The 26,631-nt window shown below is 47.8% G+C and carries 22 protein-coding genes; 10 read left to right on the top strand and 12 right to left on the bottom strand.

Translation table 11 applies throughout. From position 1 onward, the window contains the following. The first annotated feature begins 17 nt into the window (after window positions 1-17). A complete protein-coding gene (locus BN6539_RS15445) occupies window positions 18-440 on the top strand; it encodes a metal-dependent transcriptional regulator (protein ID WP_067540537.1) in 423 nt (140 codons plus the stop codon). Here the strand turns inward: BN6539_RS15445 and BN6539_RS15440 are convergent, their stop codons facing one another. The 4 genes from BN6539_RS15440 to BN6539_RS15425 all read right to left on the bottom strand — a co-directional run bounded on the left by BN6539_RS15440 (window position 441) and on the right by BN6539_RS15425 (window position 6,376). Beyond that, complete coding sequence (locus BN6539_RS15440) at window positions 441-1,760, bottom strand: replication-associated recombination protein A (protein ID WP_330385095.1); 1,320 nt, start codon at window positions 1,758-1,760, stop codon at window positions 441-443. A gap of 32 nt (window positions 1,761-1,792) precedes the next feature. After that, the gene (locus tag BN6539_RS15435) at window positions 1,793-2,848 is read right to left on the bottom strand and encodes a fibronectin type III domain-containing protein (RefSeq protein WP_067540531.1); all 1,056 of its coding nucleotides are present in this window, start codon (window positions 2,846-2,848) and stop codon (window positions 1,793-1,795) included. 679 nt (window positions 2,849-3,527) lie between these two features. Further along, complete coding sequence (locus tag BN6539_RS15430; RefSeq protein ID WP_067540528.1) at window positions 3,528-5,633, bottom strand: FtsX-like permease family protein; 2,106 nt, start codon at window positions 5,631-5,633, stop codon at window positions 3,528-3,530. Further along, a complete protein-coding gene (locus BN6539_RS15425) occupies window positions 5,630-6,376 on the bottom strand; it encodes an ABC transporter ATP-binding protein (RefSeq protein ID WP_067540525.1) in 747 nt (248 codons plus the stop codon). Before BN6539_RS15425 ends, BN6539_RS15430 begins: the two co-directional genes overlap by 4 nt. Before the next feature lie 208 nt (window positions 6,377-6,584). Here BN6539_RS15425 and BN6539_RS15420 point away from each other — a divergent pair, with 208 nt between their 5' ends. From BN6539_RS15420 to BN6539_RS15410, 3 genes are read left to right on the top strand one after another with little or no spacing between them, the layout of a single operon-like run. After that, window positions 6,585-7,298 (top strand): LytR/AlgR family response regulator transcription factor, encoded by a 714-nt coding sequence (locus BN6539_RS15420; RefSeq protein WP_067540522.1) that lies wholly within the window; start codon window positions 6,585-6,587, stop codon window positions 7,296-7,298. Continuing rightward, window positions 7,298-8,551, top strand: coding sequence for a sensor histidine kinase (locus tag BN6539_RS15415; protein ID WP_067540519.1), 1,254 nt, complete (start codon window positions 7,298-7,300; stop codon window positions 8,549-8,551). The genes BN6539_RS15420 and BN6539_RS15415 overlap by 1 nt, the downstream gene beginning before the upstream one ends. Then, window positions 8,544-8,840: an MGMT family protein gene (locus BN6539_RS15410; protein WP_067540517.1), complete on the top strand. Its 297-nt coding sequence runs from the start codon at window positions 8,544-8,546 to the stop codon at window positions 8,838-8,840. The genes BN6539_RS15415 and BN6539_RS15410 overlap by 8 nt, the downstream gene beginning before the upstream one ends. 438 nt (window positions 8,841-9,278) lie before the next feature. Here the strand turns inward: BN6539_RS15410 and BN6539_RS15405 are convergent, their stop codons facing one another. From BN6539_RS15405 to BN6539_RS15395, 3 genes are all read right to left on the bottom strand, one after another. Then, the gene (locus tag BN6539_RS15405; RefSeq protein WP_067540514.1) at window positions 9,279-10,646 is read right to left on the bottom strand and encodes a YjiH family protein; all 1,368 of its coding nucleotides are present in this window, start codon (window positions 10,644-10,646) and stop codon (window positions 9,279-9,281) included. Window positions 10,647-10,722: 76 nt separating this feature from the next. Then, window positions 10,723-14,460, bottom strand: a complete 3,738-nt coding sequence (locus BN6539_RS15400) for a M14 family metallopeptidase (protein ID WP_067540511.1) — start codon at window positions 14,458-14,460, stop codon at window positions 10,723-10,725. A gap of 98 nt (window positions 14,461-14,558) precedes the next feature. Then, window positions 14,559-16,739 (bottom strand): C69 family dipeptidase, encoded by a 2,181-nt coding sequence (locus tag BN6539_RS15395; protein WP_067540508.1) that lies wholly within the window; start codon window positions 16,737-16,739, stop codon window positions 14,559-14,561. Window positions 16,740-16,935: 196 nt separating this feature from the next. Here BN6539_RS15395 and BN6539_RS15390 point away from each other — a divergent pair, with 196 nt between their 5' ends. The 6 genes from BN6539_RS15390 to BN6539_RS15365 all read left to right on the top strand — a co-directional run bounded on the left by BN6539_RS15390 (window position 16,936) and on the right by BN6539_RS15365 (window position 21,461). Further along, window positions 16,936-17,136, top strand: coding sequence for a YlcI/YnfO family protein (locus BN6539_RS15390; protein WP_067540505.1), 201 nt, complete (start codon window positions 16,936-16,938; stop codon window positions 17,134-17,136). A gap of 575 nt (window positions 17,137-17,711) precedes the next feature. Then, a complete protein-coding gene (locus tag BN6539_RS15385) occupies window positions 17,712-18,092 on the top strand; it encodes a GntR family transcriptional regulator (protein ID WP_067540502.1) in 381 nt (126 codons plus the stop codon). Between the two features lies 1 nt (window position 18,093). Next, window positions 18,094-18,822 (top strand): hypothetical protein, encoded by a 729-nt coding sequence (locus tag BN6539_RS15380; RefSeq protein ID WP_067540500.1) that lies wholly within the window; start codon window positions 18,094-18,096, stop codon window positions 18,820-18,822. Further along, the gene (locus BN6539_RS15375; RefSeq protein WP_067540497.1) at window positions 18,812-19,309 is read left to right on the top strand and encodes a hypothetical protein; all 498 of its coding nucleotides are present in this window, start codon (window positions 18,812-18,814) and stop codon (window positions 19,307-19,309) included. Before BN6539_RS15380 ends, BN6539_RS15375 begins: the two co-directional genes overlap by 11 nt. After that, window positions 19,306-20,052: an ATP-binding cassette domain-containing protein gene (locus BN6539_RS15370; RefSeq protein WP_067540494.1), complete on the top strand. Its 747-nt coding sequence runs from the start codon at window positions 19,306-19,308 to the stop codon at window positions 20,050-20,052. The genes BN6539_RS15375 and BN6539_RS15370 overlap by 4 nt, the downstream gene beginning before the upstream one ends. After that, window positions 20,049-21,461 (top strand): hypothetical protein, encoded by a 1,413-nt coding sequence (locus BN6539_RS15365; protein ID WP_067540492.1) that lies wholly within the window; start codon window positions 20,049-20,051, stop codon window positions 21,459-21,461. The genes BN6539_RS15370 and BN6539_RS15365 overlap by 4 nt, the downstream gene beginning before the upstream one ends. Window positions 21,462-21,463: 2 nt before the next feature. Here the strand turns inward: BN6539_RS15365 and BN6539_RS15360 are convergent, their stop codons facing one another. The 5 genes from BN6539_RS15360 to BN6539_RS15340 all read right to left on the bottom strand — a co-directional run bounded on the left by BN6539_RS15360 (window position 21,464) and on the right by BN6539_RS15340 (window position 26,605). Further along, a complete protein-coding gene (locus tag BN6539_RS15360; protein WP_067540489.1) occupies window positions 21,464-21,982 on the bottom strand; it encodes a ferritin-like domain-containing protein in 519 nt (172 codons plus the stop codon). A 104-nt stretch (window positions 21,983-22,086) separates the two neighbouring features. Continuing rightward, complete coding sequence (locus BN6539_RS15355) at window positions 22,087-22,764, bottom strand: DUF2461 domain-containing protein (protein WP_067540486.1); 678 nt, start codon at window positions 22,762-22,764, stop codon at window positions 22,087-22,089. Continuing rightward, a complete protein-coding gene (locus tag BN6539_RS15350; protein WP_330385094.1) occupies window positions 22,765-23,628 on the bottom strand; it encodes an RNA polymerase sigma factor in 864 nt (287 codons plus the stop codon). Window positions 23,629-23,691: 63 nt separating this feature from the next. After that, a complete protein-coding gene (locus BN6539_RS15345; RefSeq protein ID WP_067540483.1) occupies window positions 23,692-25,758 on the bottom strand; it encodes a HelD family protein in 2,067 nt (688 codons plus the stop codon). Beyond that, complete coding sequence (locus tag BN6539_RS15340; protein WP_067540480.1) at window positions 25,748-26,605, bottom strand: helix-turn-helix transcriptional regulator; 858 nt, start codon at window positions 26,603-26,605, stop codon at window positions 25,748-25,750. The genes BN6539_RS15345 and BN6539_RS15340 overlap by 11 nt, the downstream gene beginning before the upstream one ends. Window positions 26,606-26,631 lie beyond the last annotated feature (26 nt).

The raw sequence follows: 26,631 nt of genomic DNA, 5'->3' as shown, positions 1-26,631 counted from the left end.
TTAGAGGTGATTAAAAAATGGTCGACGCAAAAGGATTTTATACGATAAAGGGATATCAGATACAAGAAGGGGCGGAATTGACCCCTGCCATGGAGGATTATCTGGAGATGATCTGCCGTTTGATGGAAACACACACAGTGGTGCGCTTGGGGGAGCTGGCGGAAGTCCTCCATGTAAAGCCTTCCTCAGCTTCCAAGATGATTCGGCTTCTTTCAGAAACCGGTTATATCAATGCAGAAAAATACGGTTATATTTTGTTAACTGAAAAAGGACGTCTGTCCGGCGACTATTTGCTCTACCGTCATGACGTCCTGCAGCGTTTCTTGTGTCTGCTCAACAATACGGATAATGAACTGGAGCAGGTGGAGAAAATCGAGCATTTTCTCGATGCCAGAACCATTGAAAATCTTGCGAAGCTGACCGCTTTGATGAAAAAATAGCTATTTCTTTTTCCATTCTATGATTTGCTCCAATCGCTCTTTGACTCTCTTTTCAAGTCCCTGGTCCGTGGGCTGATAATAGCGCCTGCCCGCAAGGGCGTCCGGCAGACACTGCATTTTGCTCAGCTTTTCCTCAGTGTCGTGGGCGTAGATGTAACCTTTGCCGTACTCCAGATCTTTCATTAATTTTGTCGGCGCATTGCGAATCTGAAGAGGCACCGGTTCCGCCGGCAGATCGCGGACGTCCTTTTTGACGGCCTCGCAAGCCATGTAGAGTGCGTTGGATTTTGGCGCCATGGAGAGATAGACCACCGCATGAGTCAGATGGACGTCGCACTCCGGCATGCCAATAAAGTGGCAGGCTTGGTATGCTGCCACTGCCACCTGCAATGCGTGGGAATCCGCCATTCCCACATCTTCGCTGGCAAAACGGACAAGCCTTCTTGCGATATATAGGGGATCCTCCCCGCCGTCCAGCATGCGATACATCCAATAGACTGCCGCGTCGGGGTCACTGTTGCGCATGGACTTGTGAAGGGCGGAAATGATGTTATAATGTTCTTCCCCTGTTTTGTCATATAACAGCGACCTGCGGTTCATACACTGGGCCAGGCTCTCCTCCTCTACATGGACACAACCCTCACTGTCCAGTCTTCCGTTGAGAACTGCCATTTCCAGGGTGTTCAGTGCGGTCCTGGCATCTCCGTTAGCGAATCTGGCGATAGCTGCAATCTGTCTGTCATCGATGTCGATATCCATATGGCCGAATCCTTTGGGGCTTTTGACGGCATGGCTCAGAAGCTCCTGCAAGTCCTCTTCTTCCAGACCTTTCAGGATAAAGACCTTGCAACGGGACAGCAGCGCGGAGTTGATCTCAAAGGATGGATTTTCCGTGGTCGCACCCACCAAAACGACGCTGCCCTTCTCCACATAGGGAAGAAAGGCATCCTGCTGGGCTTTGTTAAATCTGTGAATCTCGTCAGTGAACAGCAGGGTGCGAATGCCCATCTTGCGGTTTTCCTCTGCCCGGCTCATTACCTCTTTCACTTCTTTGATGCCGCTGTTTACAGCGCTGAATTCGATGAAGTCGGCTTTGGTCTTCTTTGCGATGATCCGCGCCAGAGTGGTCTTGCCCACTCCCGGCGGTCCCCAGAAGATCATAGAGGAAATCTGATCTTTTTCAATCAGCTGCCGCAGAATCTTTCCCTCGCCTATGAGGTGCTTTTGTCCCACATATTCGTCTAAAGTTTCCGGCCGCAGACGGCTTGCCAGCGGCGCCGTCTTCTCCCGGTTATCAAAAAGAGTCATCTGTTCCATCATATTCCTCCCGTCTTGTTTATATAAAGTGCTCGTCAGGAAACGACTACGGATCTCCAGCTGCTGAATGGGCTTTTCAGCTTCTTTCCATTTATGATCTTATATGCCTTTATCTTGTAGTAGTACTTCTTCCCTTTTGTCTTTCCAGAGTCAAGGTAGCTGGTTTTAGAACCAGATGTAATGGTGGCAATTTTCTTGTAACCTCCGCCTGATCGAGTGGATCTGTAAATCTCATACCCGCTGGCAGAAGGAATCTTTGACCACTTGATACTGACCTTTTTTGAATAGGATGTCAGTCGTGTAATCTTTCCCTTTTCGACTCCCGCAAAACCGCTTACTTTGTTGGATTCATAGCCTTCATAGATATACTCACCATGAGATATGTACGGTGCAATGTAATAGTAATATTTAGTATTTGCTTTGACGTCATCAATCCAAGATGTGGGATCATCACCAAGGCTATCTCCGATCTCTGTATACTTCCCCTTTAAAGATTTTGCGCGGTAAATCGTATAGCCGTCGGCACCTTCTGTAGCGCTCCACGTCAGTTGAATTTCTGTGGAACTCAAGGTCTTTGTTTTCAGTATCGGTTTTGTGAAATTCAAGTATGCGCCATCACCGTAGGTCCACGAGCTATAGACTTCTTCATCGTCCCAATCATCATAGTAATGAGCTCTTACTTTGAACTCATAAACACCTCTTTGGGTCACTGGCATATAGAAACCGTAAAATTCCTCAAATTCAACATAACCTTCATCATCAGTATATTCGTCATAGTAGTGATATTCATCATCGTCAGCCTCGACTTTTTTAACCAATTCATAGTCAGCCTTATTGGGGTACTTGCAGTACACTTCGTAATAATCCAGGTCATAGTCGCTGATACTTCTTTGGGCAGCAATGCTTTCTTCCATAAAGCCGTCGTCCCAATCTACCTCGTCCCAGTAGACAAACAATTGGTCATCATCTTCATCTGCATAAATATATGTAGGCGCATCGCCTACATCGGCATAAGACGTCATCACGTTAGCCGGCAGCAGGGTAAATATCAGTGCCATTATCAGTCCGATCACAGGTCGTTTTTTCTTCATACTTCTCCTCCTCAATTGTATTTCGCAAATTATGACATTAACTTTAGTATAGCACAATTCGAACAGGTTGCATATAGACGGATATGACATCCGCGGCAACACCAAAGGCAATACAAAAGCCACAGCCAATGACTTTATCAGAGTCCATCGGCTGCGGCGTATAATTCATATTTGATGATTATAACACACGCATTCCTTGAAATATATAATCGAAGCGTGTGTTTCAATTTTCTTTAAAATTGATGTGTTAGCAGGCTGGAGTTGACTTTTGCAAAGTACATTCTTGGCCTTTTGCCTCAGCTTTAGCAATCTCTTTATAGGGCGTACGGCTGTCGCTGGCTCCATTACGCATCCGATGCTGATTTCACGCAAACTCCGTAACGTTTTTGCCGATTTCGGCTCATTCTGCGTAATCGAGCATATCTCCATTACGCATCCGTTGCTGATTTCTCACAAACTCCGTAACGTTTTTGCCGATTTCGGCTCATTCTGCGTAATCGAGCATATCTCCATTACGCATCCGATGCTGATTTCACGCAAACTCCGTAACGATTTTGCCGATTTCAGCTGATTCTGCGTAATCGTAACCCCGCAAAGCACTGCAATAAATCTGCAAGCGGGGGAACGCCAGCATCAATTCTGCCAAGCAGGCCGCAGCTGTTATCTCCCTGGGCAAATATCACGCCTTTGTAATCGCAAGCTGTTTCCTCATCTTTGATAATGTCACTCGATATACCCCGTATATGACGGCGGCAAACAGCAGCACGACGATGAAGCAGATACCCATGTTAACCAGTTCGCCCGATGTAAGTTTACTGTCATTTGCGTACATCATCATGAAATACAGGAGATACATCATAGCCATACCCACGATAGCAGGCACAGAAAAGACCTTTCCTGCCTGGCTGCGCAATTCTTTGTTCAGGAATTTCGGAGACGCCCCCAGCCGTTTCAAGTCGTCGAAGACATACCGGTTATTGATGGCGATGGTCATACACCTGGTGTAGCAGATAATCAGAGCAGACAACATGCAGATGATGGCGATGAAGAGGAACATCATCATGAACACGGCAAAAGTTCTCATGAAATCATTTTGATCTAACGTTCTGATCTTTGGCATATATGCCCAAAACTGCCTGAACTCTGAAGAGTCCGGGTGGTCAAACGACAGCTTCGTCATCTCGTCTGTGTCGCCCCAGTACACCTCTCCTCTTTGCTCTGCTCCGTATTTCGCAACGCGGTCATAGTAGGTCTGCAAAGGGGCTTTGTCATCCATAGAGTCGATAAATCCGCGGTAAAGGCTGTCAGCGAACTGATAGTTGTCTCCGGATTTGATGTTAAAAAAGGTCATCCCCTCGATCCACTGGCCGGCAAGTCCCTTTGCCGCCTTAGCATAGTCTTCGTCACTTAAGATATAATACCCCATCTCGCCGGAAAGCATGCCGTATTTGATGACACCGCCAAACTTCACCTTCAGCTGCTCTTTGGTCGTCATATTTGTCACCAAAGTTGCCGTGTCATTGGCATAGAGCGCATTGCCGTCGTTATCACCCACAGCCAGGTACTGCCCCTTTGACACAGTGACCTTTTCCCCGGTCATGTGGTGGAACTGGCTGGCGGAGAAAAACCGTCCTTCATTGCTGAACTCCCTGCGTTCTACATGATAATTATTTCCGGAATCCTCAATTTCTTCTTCGCCGTCCATGCCCAGGGTGATATAGGACGTATTCCTGTAATCGTCTATTGATAACCCCTCTTTTGCCGCCAGCTCCGTCAGGTTTTTCTCGCTGGCAAAGGTATTGTCAGCGGGATAGCGGAAGCTGTAATCGTAAGGCCGACCATTGGTCTCCATGATCTGGCTGCCTCCCATCATCGGAAGGTAGAACATGCCAAAGCAGGCTCCCGCGATAAGCACGGTCACCACCAGCATGTTGTTGACCGTCTGTTTTCCCTGAAACTTCATCATGCTCCTCGAAATGATGCCTTTGTACCGATTCTTATGCGCTGTCCATCCGTTGACGACAGTGTGAAGCAAAATCATGTAAAGGCCAATGAACACCGGTACATACAGCAAATTGATCCAGACGGGGGCATAGGCCTTGAAGATGCTCTCGTATATGCTGCCGCCAAAATAGCCGGCTACAGCTCCTGCCAAAAGCAGTACGATACCCAGGATGCCGCATTTTTTACCTATGGGGCGGATTGCTTCGTTTTTGTGTTCTTCGTGGATAACGTCTAAGACGTTGGTCCTGCCCAGATAGCGGAACGCCAGGACAACGGCCGCCGCCAGAACCAGTGCCAGGAAAGCCGCCGAAACCCACAGACACTTCATATCAAAGGCCAGGTTCATTTCTTTGCTGTTAACGACCAGCAGGCGAAAGCCCTGCCAGATCAGCCATGCAAAGGGCATCCCCGCAGCCGTTCCGACCAGAGATGAAAGTCCGCTGAGCATCACGGTTTCAGAAAGCAGGATCGGCCGCAGACGTTTTTTGGATGCGCCCAGAGCCATCATCGTGCCGATTTCCTTTGACTTCTTGCGGAAAAACAGCCCTGCCGCATAGATGGTAAAGACCACGCAGCCGACACAGGCAAGAACAAAGATCGCCGTGACCTGTTTCCTGCTGTCGCCGCCTTCCGGCAGCACCTTTAACACTGTGGGCGAAAACATCATGGCCGAGTAAGCCGTAATCAGCATCAGAGATATAAAATTGCAGAACACATAAAGCGTGTAATTCTTGCTGTTGTTCTTTCTTAATTTCTTCTGTATCTCTCTCATCGTCATCATTTTACATCACCACTCATTTCTTTGATTTCCTGCAGCAGCCGGTCGTGGAACTCGCCCTGGCTTCCCTTGTTCTCCATGTTTTTAAACACGTTTCCGTCCTTCAGCAAAATGACTCTGTCGCAGAAAGAGGCAGAAAAGCTGTCGTGGGTCACCATGAGGATGGTTGCCCCCAGTTTGCCGATGGCTTCTTTGAAAGAGTTGATGACCGCTCTGCTGGACTTGCTGTCCAGGTTTCCCGTCGGCTCGTCTGCCAGAATCACCAGAGGATTGTTGATCAAAGCTCTCGCCACAGCGGTTCTTTGTCTTTCGCCGCCAGAAACCTCAGCCGGGAACTTGCCTTTGATGTGATCGATGCCGAAAAGAGTCAGCAGCTTATCGGCTAGCTTTTCCCCTTCTGCGTCTACACTGCTGTTGATGATCCTAGGCAGCAGGATGTTTTCTCTGATGGTAAGTCCGTCCAGCAGCATGAAATCCTGGAATACGAAACCCAGCTTTTCGTTTCTCACCTTAGCCAAGCCTTCTTCACTCATATCCACCAACTCCTGGCCGCCTAAAGTAATCTTGCCGTCGTCAAATGGAATATAACAGGAGATGCAGTTGAGCAAAGTGCTCTTTCCCGATCCTGAGGGTCCCATGACCGCCACAAATTCTCCCTGGGCTACGGTGAGATCCACCCCTTTTAATACCTTGTATTTTTCCTGTCCTACCATGTAGGATTTATGAAGATTTTTCACATATAACATTTTTTCATTCTCCAATCGATTTGTCTTTGATGGTATTACCTTAACATAAAAAAACAGGATCAAAAAAGGCCATGTCATTTTTCGCAAGATTGGTGTAACGTTTGACACCCGCCCTGCAGACTTTGTAAAATTTAACGCTTTTGATGTAAAGTTCTGCATTTTTGTGATATACTTTTGTTCAGATACAGATAGAAAGGCAGGTACAACTATGCTGAGAATCGCCTTGTGTGACGACGAAACCAGCGCAAGGGACGCCCTGCGTTTTCAACTGGAGAAGATACTCTTAGATGGAAACGAGGAAATCGTATATGAATTCAACTCCGGGAAAAGAGCCGTCAGCTGGCTGGCAAAGCACCCCGGTGAAATAGATCTTTTGTTTCTCGACGTGGAGATGGACGAGATGAACGGCATGGAAGCCGCTACAGATATCAGGAAATTCAATCAGGACCTGATGATCGTCTTTGTGACCGGCTATACCGATTACGTCTTTGACGGATACAAAGTGGGCGCCCTGGATTACATCATCAAGCCGGCGGGCGCGGGCAGAGTGCGGGAACTGATGGAAAGAGCGCGCAGCATGACTGCTGACGTAAATGATACGTTCTTTACCTTTCAGAACGCAGACGGAACCTTCAAAGTCAGCTGCCGCGACATCCTCTACTGCTACAGCGAAAAGCGGCTGGTCCATCTGGTGACGGCACAGAAGGAGTACCAGTTTTACGATAAGCTGGATCATGTGGAAGAAGTGCTCGGTGACGGCTTTGTCAGAATCCATCAGCGTTATCTGGTAAACAGCCTGGCCGTTGCGCATGTGTCCGCGTCCTCCGTCACCCTGGCAGGCACAGAGCTTCCCATCAGCCGCGCCCTCAGGCAGCAGGCGTCCGAAAAACTGGCGCGCGCCATGCTGGGAGGTGATTTCTGATGGGAACTGCCCTATACATACTTGACAAGCTGGCGCTGTTCGCAGCAGCGTATTTTGCCATGAAATCCTCCGAATGCCTCCTCTCTATCAAAGACGGCCTTTGGCGAAGAATCGTACTGATCTCTGCTTACACGCTGATTATTACCATGGTTATCTTTGTCGGAGACAGAGATAATCTGCCGCCTACGGTCATTCTTTTCATGACTGCTGTCATGATTTGCTACAAAGAGTCCAAACTGCAGCGTTTCACCATCGGACTCATGTTCTGCAGCACCATGCTGGCATTCAACGGGTTTTATGATAACTTGAGCAATCCCCATTGGGGAACCCGCATTATCATTCGATTGATTTTCTGGGTCATACTTTACCTGCTGATCAAACACTTTGCGCCGCCGAAGGACTACGAACTGTCGCCGGTGCTTTGGCGGCTGATTCTCTTTCTCACCGCCCTGCCTATGGGAATCACCTGTACGTTGGTCATCGTCCCCAATCCCCACTATTCCTTCCCTTATTTCATTGTAGTCACATGTCTGGTATGCTTTCTCATCTGCCTCATCGCTTTTATCGGCTTGATGTGGGCCATCATTGTCCTGGCTAGGCAGCAGCAGCTGGAGCGGGAGGTTTTGATGAACGATATGAATAAAAGGTACTATCAGGCCATGGAGCAGCAGCAATTTGAGGTACGCAGGCTGCGCCACGATCTGGCCAATCACCTGCAGATCTTGTCTTCCCTGCCTGCAACTGAGCGGGATGCCTATCTTGCTGAGCTCATCGAAAATCCGGCCATGGACAGTACGCTCCACTACTGCGCAGACAGCACTGTCAATGCGGTACTCAGTGCCAAAGCGCCGGTCATGGAGCAGTCTTCCATCAAATTGGAATGCAAGGCCGACATCACCCGTGAACTTCCCTTTGACAAAGTGGACGTCTGTGCTCTCTTTGCCAACGCCCTCGACAATGCCATCGAGGCTAGCCGCAAGCTGCCGGAAGGTCAGCGGTGGATTCATCTGAAAGCCCGCGCACAAAAGGGACTCTTTGCAGTGAAAGTTGCCAATTCATTACCTAAAGAGGCATCGAAAGCTGCAGAGGACACCCTTCCTGCCACGACTAAAACGGACAAAAAATCCCACGGCTACGGTCTCAGAAGTATCAGCGAGATCGTCAGCCGTTACGGAGGCAGCATGGAGATCAGAACCGAGGACGACCAGTTTCAGTTATTTCTATACATGCCTATGGAGGATGCGGATGAGTGATTTTTTTGAACAGGTTTATGATATCGTAGCGGTGATCCCCTCTGGGAAGGTCGTCTCTTACGGGCAGATCGCCCGCGCCCTGGGAAGCCCCCGGTCCGCCAGAATGGTGGGCTGGGCCATGGCAAGGTGCCCGGAGGGGCTGCCCTGGCACAGGGTCATCAAAAACGACGGCTCTATTTCAGGAGGCGTCATGGCCGATCTTTGCCGGGAGCTCCTGGAAGCAGAGGGTGTTTGCTTTCTTCCTGACGGCAGAGTGGACATGGAAAAGTGCAGGTGGACAGAGTGGTAAACCCCGTTTGAAACGTTCACTAAGGGATTCATGATAACACTAGTCGGGCAAATTTCAAATCCGGCAGAAGTGCCATAAATAAGGTCATTTAGCTGCTTTTACGGCAGATTTCTATTTTCATCCGCCCTTCTGGAAAGCAAAAATGCAATAATTCATAACATTTACGCTGCAAAATCACGTTTTTTGCAAAGTTTTATTATTATATAGTTTTCTTCTCCCTTTGCATTTTTCCAATTTTTTGGTTTATTAATCAAAAAATAAGCTCCATTTTTCAAAAAAGTGCCATAAATGAACGGTTTTAGGTACTTTTATGGCATTTTTGTCCGTTTTACCTGCAGACGCAGATTATCGATATTTCTTATTAAATAAAATTTGGCATAGCCGGTATTCACGACTATGCCAATTTTTTAATAAGTATAAACTTCCTTTTTTTCGTTGTTAGAATATCAGATGAGCCAGTGGGCAGACGATAATCAGGCTGATGATCGTTCTTTCTAAGAAAATTACGAATAATTCCCAAAGTTTTACTGGAAGTTTTGAGCCCAAAATCAGTCCGCCTACCTCTGACAGATAGAGCAGCTGGGTTACGGATACCACTGCGACGATGAATCTCGTCATCACGCTGGTGATATCAGCCGAAGCGATAATGGATGGTGTCAGCATGTCCGTAAACCCTACGATCATGGTCTTGGATGCATCCAGTGCCTCAGGAACCTGCAGCAGGTTCAAAAGCGGCAGGAACGGCTTGCCCAGGATCTCGAAGATCGGCGTGTTGTTTGCCAGCGCCAGGGCGATGGTTCCGATTGCCATGACGGAAGGCAGTACCCCAAACCACATGCCTACAGCATTCTTCATGCCATTTGAGAAGAACTGGCCTGCGCCCTTGTGCTCCTGCACCCTCTGCAGCGCCAACGCCGTACCGTACTGCACAGACGACCTGTACTCGCTCGGGATGCTCTCCGGCATGGCCTTACCCTCAACCAGGTAGGTGTCCTTCTTCAAGGAAAGCGGCGGGATCCTCGGCACGATGATGGCGCAGACTACGCCGATCAGGCAGATCAGCAGGTAGTAGACGCCGAAGTACTGCATCAGATCCACCTGTGACAGCACCACGATGCTGAAGGTAATCGATACGGCCGAGAAGGTCGTCGCGATGACAGATGCCTCCCTTGCCGAATAGTATCCGCCCTCGTACTGGTTGCAGGTCAGCATGACACCCAGGGTGCCGTCGCCGATCCAGGAGGTGAAGCAGTCCACCGCTGCACGTCCCGGAATCTTGAACAGGGGCCGCATGACTTTTGTCAGCAGTGCTCCCACGAACTCCAGCAGGCCGAAGTCCAGCAACAGCGGCAGGAGCAGCGCTGCGATTGCAAAGATGATGACCAGCACGGTCAAAAGGTCGCTGAGCACGAATCCGCCCGCACCGCCTTCGGTAAGCATATGCAGGATACCCGTATCGCCATCCCCCGCATCAATGCCCAGGTAGGTCACCCATACCAGGACTGCGCCGATAACTCTGATGACGACCCAGATCATCGATGTGGAAAAAGTATCGTTCAGAATCGGGTGCTCCGTGATGAACTTTGGCTTCGCCAGGGAAATAACTGATAAAATTGCGGAAACAGTGATGATGGCTACGCACAGGATTGGAAGGAATCCTCCCAAAGCGCCGCCGATGATATCTGCCAGAATCTTGACACATACCGTCCAGTCACCGTTATACTTTACCGGGATCATAAACAGTATGATGCCGATGATGGAAGGAATCAGAAATTTGGCCATAAGCCCGCTCTTCTTGTTTTCCATAATAGTTCTCCTTCTCTGTAATATCTCCTAGTTGCAGAGGGAGCCTGGATAATCCCTGCTCCCTCTGTCTCTTCAATTATTTAGCAGTCCTGATGGCTTTTGACGACCACTTGGTGTAGATTTTCTCTCCGCCGATGGTTCTGTAGCCGCGAACTTTGTAGTAATATCTTGTCCCCTTCTTTAAGTTCTTCTTGTTGTCCATATAAGACTTCTTCGTCTTGCCGATATACTTGTATCCACTATTTTTCTTGATTGAGCGGTATACCTGATAGCCATCGACCTTGTAACCGTAGGACTTCTTCCAATTGATCCTCGTCCTGCCTTTGTAGGCCTTGGAAGTCGCTTTAATCGTTGTTGCTTTTACACCGGCCTTCAATTTCGCATACTTGTCTTCCGGCCCTACAGGATCTTCTGTCTTGGCGAATACAATCTGCAGCTTATCCCCTGTCTTCAGGTTTTCAACCTTGTCCACTTTGCCCAGATCCTTTCCGTTCAATACGACAGATGCAATTTCGTAGCCTTCATCGGCTTTGATCGTTGCAATGGTACCGTCTGCTGACAGATCTACTTTTCCGCCTGCATTATCCTGTACTGTCACTTCCGGTTTCTGCGGTTCTACAGTTGGAGGTGTGACAGGAGTGTCAGGAGTTGTAGATGATGTTTTTCCTTCATAAGCAGTTTTGCCTAACATTCTGGAGAAGATGAAATTGCTGATGAAAGCGTATTCGTCTCTCTGGTGGCCTTTATGGGTCAGTGTATTTGCAAAGAGTGCGATATCGAGGTCTTCTTCTTTGTATTCGAAGCCCTGGATGGAACCGTTGAGGTAGGTATTGAATGCTGCCTTCTGTGCATCCGTAATTGTCGGAATGAATCCTTCCGTCGGCTCCGTCTTCCCGTCCATCTGCACCAATATGGTTGCATTGTCTGGAACGCTGGAGAAATATCCGACGCCGTATCCATACATGATATCGTCTTTTTCTGCAACGTATGTAGCGTTTACCAAAGTGTCATTCGGATAAGTCACACGGCCCAGACAGTCCATTGCGCCAGAACAGTTTGCTCTCGCAACGCCTGTTAACAGAGTACTAACGTTTCTCGTTGCAGTGCTGCCATAACCGATGTATGGAGTACCTGATTTTACTGCTTCTAATGCGTTTCCAATCGCGTTTGCACCGATAACGACGTCTGCTTTATAAGTATTATCCGTCGTATCGAAGTTCATCAGTTCCATTGCAACGCGGTCATAGTTGTAATTGGCATTGCCAACGATGCTTGTGTTCACGAATCCAGAACTGTTTGTACCTGGTTTTCCTGTAATGAAAATCTTTGGCGCTTTTTTGATGACTGTAGCTTTGATTTTTTTATCTTTGCCATATACGCCTGTAGCAGTCAACACGTACTTGTCTGCTACCTTGAGGTAGTCGTCATATGCACAGATGAAGTTCCCCTTTTCTTCACCCTCTGTAATCATCGCTACTTTTTTGTCAGCCTTGAGCAGTTCATTTACAGCGCTGGTTGAATCTTCGGAAACATTTTCAATGATAACGTCGGCATTTTTCACGCCGTCAAAGGAGGTTCCGAAGGTCTTCTTGTAATTTAATGCGGCTGCATAATCCATCGCAGCGCCGCAGGCCTTCGCAATCGTCTTATACTCAGCAGGTTTTGTCACGGTTTTCATATCAAATCCGCGCAGCTCGTCATAGTTATTTGCAGCCTCGGAATAAAGAACCGTCCAATCGTTGATCAAAGTACCATCGTAAAGCAGTTCATTTGCTACAGAACGCTTCGCCTGATACATAGAGACGATCATCGTGCCTTTCGGATATTTGACCCCATTGTATGTGAATTCGGATTCTGTCAAATTCACTTCAACGTCGTTTCTCGTCAGCATTTCCATAAAGTCGATGGCTGACTGCAGATTCTTCTGGTTCTTTCTGTCCATCGGAATGATGTAGCATTCTGGATAGAAGTTTCCATTTTCACCGTCACCCTTAAATTCCGGACGGAAAATATCCGCTTCTGCACCTTCTACGTCATATTGGTCGCAGTACCAAGGGTTTACCTCATCATTGGCATTTTCGTTATTTACGCCTCTCTTGAAGATCTCAGCCTGAGCTTCTAAGTAGCCAAGCTTTTCGTCTGCAATGTATGCGCTCTGTCCCAAAATGCCGTAACTGACCAGCTGTACTGTATCATCGCTGTAAGCTGGAAGTTCAACAGTATAAGCTACCGTTCCATGAAGCATGGAGAACTGCGGCGTATAGCTTGTGGACATGTCGTCCCAAGGATCTGCCCAGAATGTTTCATCTCCGTTGCCAGTGTACTCAAGATAGTCGCGCTGCGGGGTCACATAACTGTTATATGTCTCGTTGTTGGCAACTGCGGCAATGCCGAGAGCCTCTCCGCCTTTCATCAGATGCTTTGCCAGCAAGTCATACTCAAAGTTCGGTCCGTGCGGCGGATCGCAAGGTTCCACCTGAAATCCTTTGACTCTTCCATGGAATTCTGTAAAGGATACTGGATTGTATTTGCCTATCATCTGCTGCATCTGCCTCGTCTCCGGCGTAGTCTGATAGGAGTTGTCTCTGTTCAGATCATAACCGTTCTGCGCTGTGCGAGTGTTGTAAGTACGTCCATCGACGTTTTCTTCCGGAACGATGATAAAGAATACATCCTCCATAAGTTTGTCAACTTCTACTTTTTCTGTTTTCTGATTGTAGTATTTATCAAGGTTTACCTTTCCGGAAACGGTTTTACCATCTTTGATATGTCCCAGATAGGTTGCATCGTCTTTAATCAAATCTGGAACTGCAAGACTGCCTTTGGCCCCTTTTGCACCGTGTTCCTCGTCTAGCTTTGCCTTACCGTCTGCAGTAAATCCAGTCAGATAGTTATACGAAATTTCTTTCTCTGTAACCAGCTTGCGGGCGAAATCCAAGATTCCATCTGTAGCTGCAACTTCATTAGAATGAATGTTTGAATACAGGACAGGCACGCGGATGTCGTCCAGGGAGCCGTCCTTGATCTGCTGTAATGCTTTTTCTGGATTTGATTCGGCCGATTCCACATATTCCAACCATTTATCAACGGATCCTTTTTTATCCGCAACGATCAGATAAGGGATGTCCCGTCCGCCAGATGATTTGCCCATAGATACTTTTTCTACGTACAGATCTGTTTTTTCTGCAGCGATTTGATCGATGGCTGCATAGACTTCTTCCATCGTGTGATAACTGTGATAAGGAACCACTTTTACAGACGCTTTACCAAGTTCCTTGCCATCCAGAGCTGCGGTAAAATCAAAGTAACCGCAAATGTCCAGGAAGGCACCGCCGTTTGAATGGGGCGCACTGTAATCTGGGTTGCTCCCACTATAGAAATAGCAGTTTGTTTTGAACTTGATTTTCAATAGCGTTGCGCCGTTATCAGTAACAATTTCCTTCTGCATTTCAGTAAACATAGGCGTCTTATTTTGTGTTTGCCAAGTATCTAATGCTCCGCCGTTTTTCTGATTCGGAAATAGTTCTGCATCCAAATATGGCCGGGATGCATCCCTATTAAGAGACAGGGAAATATTGTCCAGCTTGTCTTCCAAACCGGTAGTGTCCCCACTCAGCGGAATAGAGACGGTTACATTTTCTCTGTCCTCAGAAAGCGAAATCTGACAGTCTACCTCGTACTTAGAAGCCTTGACCGGATCTGGCTTTGCATCTGCAAATGCCGTCAATGGTAGCGTCAATGAAAGTATCAGAACGACCACGAGGATTCGGACAGATACACTCACGCTTTGACGTTGAGATAAATTCTTTCTCATTTTCTTCCTCCTTAATTTAACAATAGCGATTGTCAGTCAGCGGTTTTTATTTCCTCCTTTCTCTCCGCCTTTTGGGAATATTTATCTACTAAACGAAATTATTTAGCGGTCCTGATGGCTTTTGACGACCACTTAGTGTAGATTTTCTCTCCGTCGATGGTTCTGTAGCCACGCACTTTGTAGTAATATCTCGTCCCCTTCTTCAGATTTTTCTTGTTGTCCATGTAATATTTCTTTGTCTTGCCGATGTACTTGTATCCACTATTTTTCTTTATTGAGCGGTATACCTGATATCCATCGACCTTGTAGCCGTAGGACTTTTTCCAGTTGACCCTGGTTCTGCCTTTGTAGGCTTTGGAGGTCGCTTTGATTGTCGTCGCTTTGACGCCGGCTTTGATTTTCGCATTTTTGTCAACTGGTTTTGTTGGATCCTCTGATTTGGCAAATACGATCTGCAGCTTATCCCCTGTCTTCAGGTTCTCAACCTTGTCCACTTTGCCCAGATCCTTTCCGTTCAATACGACGGATGCGATTTCATAACCTTCGTCAGCCTTAATCGTTGCAACGGATCCGTCTGCAGACAGATCTACTTTTCCGCCTGCATTATCCTGTATTGTAATCTCAGGCTTCTGTGGTTCCACGCTTGGTGGCGGCGTCGGTGCCGGATTATCTGAAGGCAGACCAGTACCTCCGATTGCTGCAAAGCTGTAGGTTGGCAGTTTGCCCTCTGTCAAAGCCGTCGGCGTAAATGCTTCAACGCCTTTGTCGTCCGCTATGTAAGCTTTTAACTCAGCTATAATTTCTTTTGCATATCCCAGCGCTTCTTTTTGCAAATGCATGTTCAGCGCTGTCGCTTTTTCAAGAGCGAGATCATGGTCATAAGCAAGTATCTTCTGCATATCCTGGTCTATTTCCTTCTGCCGTGCAATCAATTCTTTCTGATATTTTTCCCAGAATTTCTGAACGCCTGAACCGTATTTTGTTCTCGCTTCAAGAGAGCCTACTTCAAGACCCTTTGTATTTCCTTTGCCTTTGCACAGGAAGTATAGTTCGTAAAATGTAGTCCTATAAGAATTTGCCTCTGGATTTTCTTCGTTATAAGTCATGGTGTCAAGACCGATGCTATTTTCTTTAATAGTATCTGTGATAAGTGCATTGTAGCCCGGGATGTACACACCGAATTCCGGCGGTGTCAGTGAGAGCCACTGAACCACAGCCAGTTCTGCAGGCATGTCGTGGCGTGTCTCAAAGACGTGGGCTTCCAACGTATTGTCGTTTCCGATAGCAACACCATTACCTGTGCCAGAACCGCCGTACTTTTCAGTACCTTCCCCTCTGTAGGCGAGAAGACGAAGGGCTTCATATAGAGTGTAGTTTTTCTCTGGACGAGGCTCTATGAACAAATCCATATACCCCGGTGTCAAGGCGTTTGCAAATTCTTCGCCTCTGAGGTATTGATATCCCTGCCACAGGCGAGTGCTTACGCTGGTTGGTTTCGCAGCATAGCTGTCGGTTACGAGAATCATGCCCTGTGCGTCTCTCTTAAGTGTGCCGGCTTCCTCCGCTGTGGCTACAAAGTTTTTAGTCAACATCGTATTTTCTCTGTCAGACACATCAACATTACCAGTGATGTTTGGCGTGAATCCCACCATGTCGTCAGGAGCCTTTACTGCGACGGCATTGTGGCCGCTGAGAGATTGAACGATCCAGGTCTCGTCTTTATCGGAGATCATCGTCATATCTCTGCTTGCCACTCCTATAGTTTCATAAATCTCAATCAGCAGTGCGGCTCCCTCTCGTGCGGTCTTCGCCTGCATGAGGACGACAGACGGGATATCTTCTTCTCCCAGGCCGCCGTTGACCATAGGATCTACATTTGTTATCTGCGTCAAAGGTCTGGACAAGCTGACCGATGCCTCTGCAGCTACACCCTTCTCGTTAATTCCGACCTGGGCCATTTCTTCTTCGCCTTCTCCTGTATAGTCTTTGACCAAAGTATAGCGGAAGGTCTTCGCCGGATACGGCATTGTAAAGCCTGAACTTGCCCCTACATACATATCTCCCGGTTCATGGGTCTCTGCCTGTCTGACGGTATAGTTCTTGATATACCTCGTCCAGCCAGAGTCTTCTGATCTGCCTGCCAGCGTGGTGCCGTTGTCTGTCACATCTTTCCCGAAGTAGATTCCCGTGCACCCAAAGGCAATTGTCGCGCTGGAAATTACCAGTGTCGCAGCCAATGCTGAGGATATCAGTAGGCGTGAAATCCTATTCTTTCTCATTTTCTTCCTCCTTAATTTAACAGTAACGATTAATGGCAGTTTTGGGTTCCTCCTTTCACACCGCCTTATTTTGAGAATATTATAACAAATTGCATTGCAATTTGCAATACAATTTGCAATGCATATTTTTCTACAGTTAGTATTGCATACTTTTCGGTCAATTTGCAATACTATAAACGTACAGGGAGGTAATACAATGGTGTTTCAATTAAAACCCGACCGGAAGGAGACCGAAAACAAGACGATACGGTTTCCTCTATCTGTAATAGAGAGAATTGATGAAGTAATTGTCAATCAGGACGTTACATTCTCCAGCTTTGTGATACAGGCTTGCGAATACGCTCTGGAGAATATGGATACAGATGGACCTACGTCCACAGACGAAACAAAAAATTAGGGACAAAAAACAGAGGACGCTGCATGAAACTAAAACTCATGTAGCGTCTCTATTTGTGATGATTACTGTCATTCCACGTTTTTTTCGCTTTTCAGCATCATTTCTGCACATTTTTCAATCGCCCGCCTTTTGTCCACATTTAGGGGAGGGGGGTATGCAGCCATCATCTTCTACGATAGAGTTAGGTTTTTTGATGCTGTTGCAAGGTTGCTCGCGTAACTCGAAGACTGCATCAGCGACCATTCCCCTGCAATATATCTCTAATTCCTTACAAAATCTCTGTCTATGCTCCATCTGGTTACTTTTATGTGCTGCAAACGTCAATTTTTCCATAGGAATCTACACGAAAAGTAACCAAAATCAGAGATACCCCCTTGCAACGGCCTCTGAGAGCAATACGGTTACGCGGAGGAGGCCCGGATACACGCAAAAAGCGTAACCTTATCGTCATCGCAGAAAGCAGACTTTGCTGTCACTTTGCTCTTGACAGCAAACCGTATTACAAGTATAATACAGTTAAAGAAACCGTACTACGATAGTAATACAGTTTTACTCTATAGAAAGGGGTGGTCCACTTGATTTCATTTGAACAGTTTCGTATTGAAGACGGCAGCCCTATCTATCTGCAGATTATCAATTACGTGCAGCGGGAGATCGCTTCCGGCGCCATACAGAATAACGACGAGATGCCTTCGAGGCGGGTTCTCTCCGCTCTCATCGGCGTCAACCCCAACACCATACAGAAGGCCTACCGCTATCTCGAAGAAGAAGGCATCATCGAATCCCGCAGCGGCGCCAAGAGTTATGTCAGAATCGACGACGGCCAGATCAAAAAAATCCGCGCAAGGCTTTTAGAAAACGACGTCAAAGCCATCGTCCGCAACATGAAGCAGATGGGCATTTCCGCTGAAGAAGCCCTCGCCCTCATAAGGGACGCCTGGAAGGAGGAAGACTGACATGAAAAAATATCTATCCGTATTCGCCCTGGCCGCCCGCGCCACTTTAGGCAAGATCATCCTGCTGATCGTGACCCTCATGGCAGCAGAGGCAGGGATGTTCTATCTGCAGCTCCGTACCACGCAGCATCTTGGAATTTTGGAAGAGATGATAGACAGCAGCCGCGTCTACCTGCTGTTCATCGTCTGCTATATAGGCGTCTTCATCATTTTGGAAGCCTTTGCAGGAAAGCAGAAGGGCAGCAATCCCGCTTATATGGTAAACCGCCTGTCCGTCAGCCAGGGGCAGTTTGCAATCGTCTGCTCCGTGTACAACATCTGCTGCCTCACCCTGCTGTTTGCCAGCCAGGCAGCGACCGATCTCGTCCTGGTTCACATCTATACAGAATTGAATACGGCGGACCCTTACGGCCCGGCAGCCTTCCTGGCATTCTACCGAAATGATTTTTTCCACGGACTCCTGCCTCTGGGGGATCTCTACAGCATCATTACCAACGCGATCCTTTTGATCAGCCTGGGAACTGCCATCGCCTGCTCATCGTGGAAAACGCGGCAGGGCGGCAAAGATTTGCTGGCAGTTGTATTCTTTATCAGTACCGCACTGCTCATTGTCCGCCGAACGATTGAACAATCTGGCTTTTGCAATTTCTTCATCCTGACTTTCTCTATTATCGCTCTCGTCATCTCCGCGATCAGGATCAAAAAGGGGGTGCTGCCAGATGAAGATTAATTGGAATCTGGAGGCCTATTTTCCAGTCGGAATGCCCTGGCAGCAGGATAGCAAGCTGATCCTCTTCGGCTACGTCGCCAGCAGCGTATGGAGCCTGTATTGCCCGGTGCAGATATACCAAAGCTATCAGGATCTCTTCGACAGCGGTAAATTGATTCCCGAGGTGATGATGGCGGATTTTATCCAGTTAGCAGATAACGCCTTCCTTGGCTTCGGCGCCTTGATCCTGGCTATGATTTTACTGGCAATCGCCAATTACCGCTATCACTTCAAAGGGAGCAAAAGTGTTTATCTCATGCGCCGTCTGCCGCAGAAATACGAAATGCTGAAGCGCTGTCTATCCGTGCCGGCGGCTGTCATTTTGCTCACTCTCGCCACCGCGTTCCTGCTGCTGATGACATACTACTGGATTTACTGCGCGGTCACGCCGAAACAGTGCCTCGCCCCCGGCCAATGGCAGAAACTGATGGGAGGAATATTTTTATGATAGAGATTAGAGATTTATCAAAGAATTATGGGACCAAAGAGGCTCTGAACCATATCAATCTGACTCTGCCGCAGGGCGAGATCGTCGGGCTCTTTGGCGAGAATGGCGCTGGCAAGACCACGCTGCAGAAGTGTATTTTGGGATTTCTGCGTCACAAGGGCGCTGTCACCCTGGACGGTGCGCCGATCACCTACAGGAATATCGCCCGCCTCTCCTTTGCCACCTGTGAGCACTCCTTCTTCCCGAGTCTGACGCCAAAGGCCCACATGGAGTTTTATCAGATGCACTTTCCATCCTTTCGAACAAAACGCTTCACCGCGCTGATGGAGTTCTTCGAGCTTCCCATGACACGGCAGCTGCGAAAGTTCTCCGTAGGCCAGCAAAACCAGTTCGAGGTCATCATGGCCCTGTCCCAGGGGGCGGATTACATTTTGATGGATGAACCATTTTCGGGAAACGACGTGTTCAATCGGGAGGATTTTTACAAAGTGCTCCTGGGCACTCTGGAACCGACAGAGACGATTTTGCTGTCCACCCATCTGCTGGAAGAGGTGCAGCACTTTATCAGCCGTGCCGTACTGATCCATCAGGGCAGCATCGCAGCAGACGCCCTCGTATCGGACTTGGAGGACCAGGGCAAAGACCTGATGACCTTTGTGAAGGAAACCTATCACTATAGGGGTGACAGAGTCAGCAAGGTGCTCTCCACCTTGGCAGAAGATGAGGAAGGCGGGATAAAATGAAAAAGTACATTATCATCACGGCGCTACTCTTTTTCCTGGCTGCCGCCCTCCTGCCTGTCACATATTTTCAGATCGACGGTATGCAGGATCAGGTGGAAGTAAAGGAGACTACGCTGGCAGGCGATGCTTCCAACGCTGCAGGCATCACCCTGCAAAACAAGGTCTTTAACAGATCGCTTCTATGGGATATGACTTACGAAATCGATTCACAAGAAAAGCCCGCGGTCCGTTTTCACCGTGTATCTCACGGCGGTTACAGCTCCGAGCCTGTCCCCAAAAGCCAGGCGGGATTCTCGTCAGATTTATATGGCGGCTCCTCCTCCAGCGGATCAGTCGAGTCGCTGATTGACGTTTCCGCAAAACCTTTCGTATACGATGTGGCTGAGCGGACAAAAAAAGGAAAGACCCGCAGGGAGACTCATCTGCTGAGAGAATACTGCGAATACTTTCCTGCCCGGTTTTTCTTAGACATGGAAGGCGTACATGTGGCACCGCCCGACGCGCCCGAAAGCTATTTCAAGCTTCCCATCCCGGAAGACTACAAGGTTCGCATCAGCGTCACGAAAAACAGTCGGGGAGACATTTCCGCTTACTCCATCGATAATGCGGAAGACGGCCTCTACTCGGAATCAAGTGCGGCAAGCACCTGTACCGATACTGGCTGCTATATCGCGCTCAACCCGCCGTCATACTACTCACCCGAAGCGGACGCCTCACGGGATGTCCCGCTGCCTGCCGATATGTGCGGAATCCATTTTATTCCATTTTTATCTTACGGTAACGGTGACGATGACAAATGGTTCAGACCGGACTTGGAACACGCGCGGCTCCTATACCCTTTGCCCGAGGGGACCTATACCCTGGCCCTGGAGAAAAGCAGCGACGGCAAAGGCCTGTATCACCTCACAAAAGAAAAGGAAGGGATCTTCTTATCCGTCATAGACGTCAAATCTATGAAGTGTCTGCAGAAGCTATCCCTCCCAGGCAAATCCGAAAGCCCGGAGCAGGCTGTTTTCAAAGTGGACGCAAGTAGCATCCTGGTGATATTATCTAGCGGACGATTCTATCTGCTCACGCAAAAGGAGGAACAGATGGAAATTGCCCTATCCGAGAATTTGCAGAGCATTGAGGGGATGGAGGATGCCTGCCCTGTAGCAGGGACTCTGTCCTTCGATTACGATGGCAACCGTCTGGCTGTGGCCTTTTATGATATACGTACCATCGACATCGACTGCACCACCTATCTTGTACTCTATGATCAAAACGGCCTGCAGTACGCCGGATGTTATGAGAACAGCCTTGCTCCCGAAGAGGGTGCTATGGCGTATGCCGTTATCCCCGCTCTCACCTATACAGCAGGCGCCCAGGAACTTACGGCAGTCGATGGGGTCAGGGTCAAATTGAAGTAAAATTACAAACGATCCAGCATCTCGTGGAAGATTTCCACGTGATGCTGCTCGTCGAGAATGATACGTTTCAATATTTTTACGATGTCGGGGTCTTCAATTGTTTCCGCCTGTCTGGTGTATTTATGGATTGCAGCCAGTTCGCTATTGAGGGAGTTCTCAATGAGATCCCTAATTCCCTGGGGATATTGGTTATAAGCCGGCGTCCAATAGCGCACTTTTTTATCGTCCACACTCCACAGTCTGGGGTCTAAACCCATTTGGCAAGCCAAAGATGAATAGATGTCCAAGTGGTGCATTTCCACAATGCTAATTTTATGAAAGCATTCAGCAAAATCAGCGTATTCCGGTTTTAGAATAACGCTATTATAAAAATACAAGCTGACTGCACACATTTCGGAATTACTGCTTCCTACATTGCTTAACATTGCATATGCGTCCTCCAGGTTTCGGCTGTCTGTCTTTATCGGCGGATAAGGCAGATCCAGGTTTACGTTACAATTGAGGTTATATTTCTGACTCATCAAAGGCCTCCTGTTATAGTTTGATTCAGCTCTAAAAACTATTATTACCTTATGTGCCTGCCGCCTAAGTTATTCCCACAGACGTCAATATATGAGACTTATATTCACCTTTCCGGCATCGTAAAGCCTTCCAACGCTTTGTTCAGGTAATCGTTGAAGGGCTTCATGGCTTTGAAAATCGTTACTGCCAGGTCGAGAAATGCCTTTGTATCGCGAAGCTGTTCGTCCTCGACGAAGTATTCCACGTACCAGCTTTTGTTCTTCAGATACTCTGCCTGGGGATGCTCTTTGTCGTACCCCCTCGGCACATTCTTCAGCGCATTGCCTTTGACTATAAAATACTTGCAGAAAGTCTCGTCGCTGATGACTTTTTCCCATTCTTCCGGGTTTGCGGTGATGTAGTCTCTGACCATGGCGGTAGCGTCCTTGAACATGTCGGCAAATAGACCACCGCCCAAGAAAGTTTCGCCGCCTGGTTTGATCATGATGTAATAACCCACTGGGATCGGCAGTTTGCCTTTTGACGAAATATGAGCGCGGAAAGACGGATTATAAGGGGATTTGTCGTGGCTGAAACGAGTATCCCGCACCAGCTTAAAAGTCAGCTCCTTCGGCACGTTGTGCAAAATTTGATCATCAAACTCCCCGATCCCCACGATCAGATCCTGCAGAAATGCTTCAAAGTCAGCGTTAGCGGCCTTGTACTCCGCCTTGTGTTCGTGATACCACTCGCGGTTGTTGTTCTCTTTCAAATCAGAAAGATAATTCAATATGGTTTCCATTTACATTCCCTCCATTCCTGAACTCTGTATGGTCGAAATCTGCGTAGACTGCAGGAAATCTTTGATGAACTTGTTCAAAGTTTCCGGCGATGCGTAGGTCTTGCAGAAATCAAATCTGCCTGCCAGGTCGTCCACTTCTTCCATGGCGTTCTTCACGTCCAAAATCACTTCTTTTTCTTTTGATGAAGTGAACGCCAGATTCTGTGGCTGCAGTCTGTGGGTCTGAATTGCGTAATTGAGCCGGTTTTTACACTTGCATTTTCCCTGCCCATACTCTCCGCAGTAGTTCTCCAGGAATTCCGCCATCTTTTTGCGCACTCTGGAAAGCCTCTGGCGATAAGCTTCCGGCGTAATGCCCAGAATCTCGCCCGCAATGCGGCTGTCCACCTTGAACATGGTTCCCAGGATGAAGATGCACCTGCTCTCAGCGTCAAGACACTGCAGCATGACGTTGGTGCAGGACAGCTTCAGTTCCTCCGCCAAAAGGGACTTTTCGATATCCTGTGTCAGATCAGGCAAATCCTCTGCCGCCCCATTTTCGATATCGTAGCCGTAGTATTCAAAACTGAGAGGATGCTGTGCGAACATACTCTTTTTGTAATTCTTCAAATGATTTGAAGCGATGCTGAACACCCAGGTGGAAAAAGAGCTTTCTTTCTTAAAAGAAGAAAGATGGGTGATGACTTTGAGCAGGATTTCCTGGGTTGCATCTTCCGCATCGGGAAATACCCCCAGCATGCGCAAGGAAAGATTGAAGACCAGATCCTGTACGCTTGCGATAATCGTTTCCAGTGATTTCTCATCGCCGGAAGTGGCTTTGTCGATCAAAATAGATAATTCTTCATTTGTTTTTATACTCATCATTATTTACCTCCTATAAAGTTAGACAAAGGAACAGCCTCCTTGTGACAAGAAATTTTATTTTTATTATAAATGCTGACAGGGTTCTTGTCCAGAAACGATCAATCTGCTCAGTTCCCCCGTGTGCAGCAGTGTCAGTCTGTGCATGGCCCTGGTGCAGGCGATGTACAGCAAACTGCGGTCGTAATCTGTCGCATAGGTTTCCTGATCCGCATCCATTATAATCACTTCATCAAACTCCAATCCCTTTGCCATCTGAATAGAAGTAACAGACACCCCCTTTTTAAACTGCCCACTGTCTGGGGAAAGCAAATGCACATGACAGGTTTTGCTCAGTTTCTCATGGAGTTTTTGGGCGTCTGCGTTGGTCTTGCAAATGATGCCCAAGGAACCCCGATCCTCTTCTCTGGTAAAATGGTCCGCACGGCGTTCCATCTTCGCAAACTGTTCCGATTTGTCTTCGCAGGAAATAATCTCCACTTCGTCGCCGTGACGCTCGATCACTTCGATTACAGAGTTTTCCATGATACCCTTTGCAAACTCGATGATTTCAAAAGTGGATCTGTAACTTTTGTGAAGAGAGAGGAATTCTGCCTCTTCATAGAGGCACCTCAGATCTTCCATATGAAGCCTGTAGTGAGGATTGAGAGATTGTCCAAAATCGCCCAGGATTGTTTTCTGGCAGGGGAACAATTTGTTGATCACCGCGTATTGAATCGGTGTATAATCCTGCATTTCGTCTACAACCAGATGTTTTGTGATCCTGCTCTCCTTTAAACCGGCAAAGACCCCCTGCAGGTAGAGAAATGGATAGACGTCTGACCACTCCAGCATCTTTTTTTCTGGCAAAACAAACATCTTTTCCTCACCCAGCCATCTATAGAAATCTTTGTAGATCGCCAAAGTGTTTTTCATCGTCAGCATGGCGTTGAGACTCTTTAAAACTGCGCTGATTTTGGGCAGCTCTCTCCCCATGACGTTATCTGTTTCAAAGCGGTTCAAGATATCGTCGGCGGCCATGGCGAGGCGTTTTTTTATGGGGTGTCTGCTGTAGGCGCTGAACCGCTGGTAAATCCATTGTGCTGGCGCAGTAAACTGTCCGAAGGTATAATCCTCCGGCACAAAGATACGATCCGCCAGCTGTTCTATGTAGCGATCCAACTGGTGGACAAATGCCAAAGTGGATTTGTAGCGGGCGCGCCTGCCCTCTTCCTCGTCAAGTTCAAAAGGGTCTTTCTCTGGTTCGAAATTGAGAATACCTTCTAACTGTATCCTCGCCAGGTCGTCAAAGCCCAGTTGGTATATCGGTTCCTCACCCAGTTCCGGTACAACGTTAGAAATATAATCCCCAAACACTTTATTTGGGGATAGTATGGTAATATTCTGTGCACGCAGACGGTCTTTGAAGCGATAGAGCAGAAAGGCAACGCGGTGCAAGGCGATGGAGGTTTTGCCCGATCCAGCCACCCCCTGAATGATCTGAGTGTGCGCCCTGTCATTTCTGATAATTTGATTTTGTTCTTTTTGAATCGTAGAGACAATGGATTTCATCTTCTCATCCGATGGATTGGCAAGTTCTCTTTGCAGTACGTCGTCCTGCACATTGGCGGAACTCTCCAGGGCATATTTCATGACGCCGCCTTTGATTTTGAATTGTCGTTTCTGCGTCAGTTCCCCTGTAACTTTGCCTACAGGCGCCTGGTACTCTGCCGCACCCAATTCATAATCATAGAACATGCTGGCAATGGGTGCGCGCCAGTCGATAATCAGCAGCTCCGTGTCATAGTTGAAAGCATAGGAGCCGATATAGTACGCTGACGATTCACCTGACTGTTGGTCCTGAAAATCAATTCTGGCAAAGTAAGGAGAATCTTTCAGCTTAGCCAATTTATCCCTAACCCCTACACTGAAAGAGCCTGTCCTGTCGACTTGTTTCAGCAGCATTTCGTTCTGAAACATTTCGTGAGGATCGATGTCGCCGCTGTGCTCCACCATATAGCGTTTCGTATCCATGTAGGACTCGTTCTGACGCTGGATGTTCTGTTCCGCTTCCTGTAGGGCTGCTGTCAGCTTTTCATTGATCATTGACAAGTGCTCCAGTTCTTCAGGAAATGGGAAAAAATTATTGTCCATCCTTCTGCCCACCTTTCTGCAGAACAAATCGCTGGGTCGGATAGCCGAATTCAACCAGCAGCTCTGCTTCTGCAAATCCCAGTTTTTTAATCTCCTGGCGCTGTCCAGTGTCCGCTTTGTCCCCTTCTCGATACGTGGTGATCGTCAAGTTTTTTCCAGTCACCAGTTCATTCAGCACCTTATCTAAAAAAGCTTTTGGTATGCCCTTCTTTTTGTAGAGCGGATGGCAGGCCATAAAATCAATACTGCCTGTTTCGCTGGTAAAAAGCATGATGCCGATGGCTGTTTCCTCGTCCTTGAGGATCAGAGCCTCTTTTACTTTGATTTTTTCCCGCAGCACCTGTCGATATGTTTCCTCCTGCAAATTAGGGAAACCGTCGACCACCAGCTTTACCAGTTCCATCCAGCAGGGGATGTCCTCCTCCGCAGCAAAACAGATATCATAGCGGACTTCTTTTTTCTCGTTTAACATCCTGTAGTTCCCTTCAAATTCAAATCTTAGCTGCAGCGGATAAAATTCCTCATTTTCCCTATATTTGGCTGGCGGAAGTTTGTACATCCTGGTAAACGCATCAGTAAAAGCCTGCTGGCTTTCATAACCGGCAAGCAAGGCGATGTCCAGCACCGATTTTTCAGAAAAAATAAGCAGCTTCGCCGCCTCACTCAAACGCCTGCGCTGAATGTAATCGTGAATTGTCAGCCCCACAGTGTCCGTAAATATTCGATGCAGATGATATTTGGAATAGTGCATGGCTTCGGCCAAAATATCCAGATTCAGCTTTTGGGTCAGATGCGCTTCGATATATGCAATTACAGAAGCGATATTTCTTATTTGTTTGTTCGGCATATTCCCTCTCTCCTACTGGGCATTTT

The organism is Emergencia timonensis (assembly GCF_900086585.1).
GTDB lineage: Bacteria > Bacillota > Clostridia > Peptostreptococcales > Anaerovoracaceae > Senimuribacter > Senimuribacter timonensis.
The sequence above is the reverse complement of the archived record's forward strand: the minus strand, read 5'-3'. Positions and strand labels throughout refer to the sequence as shown.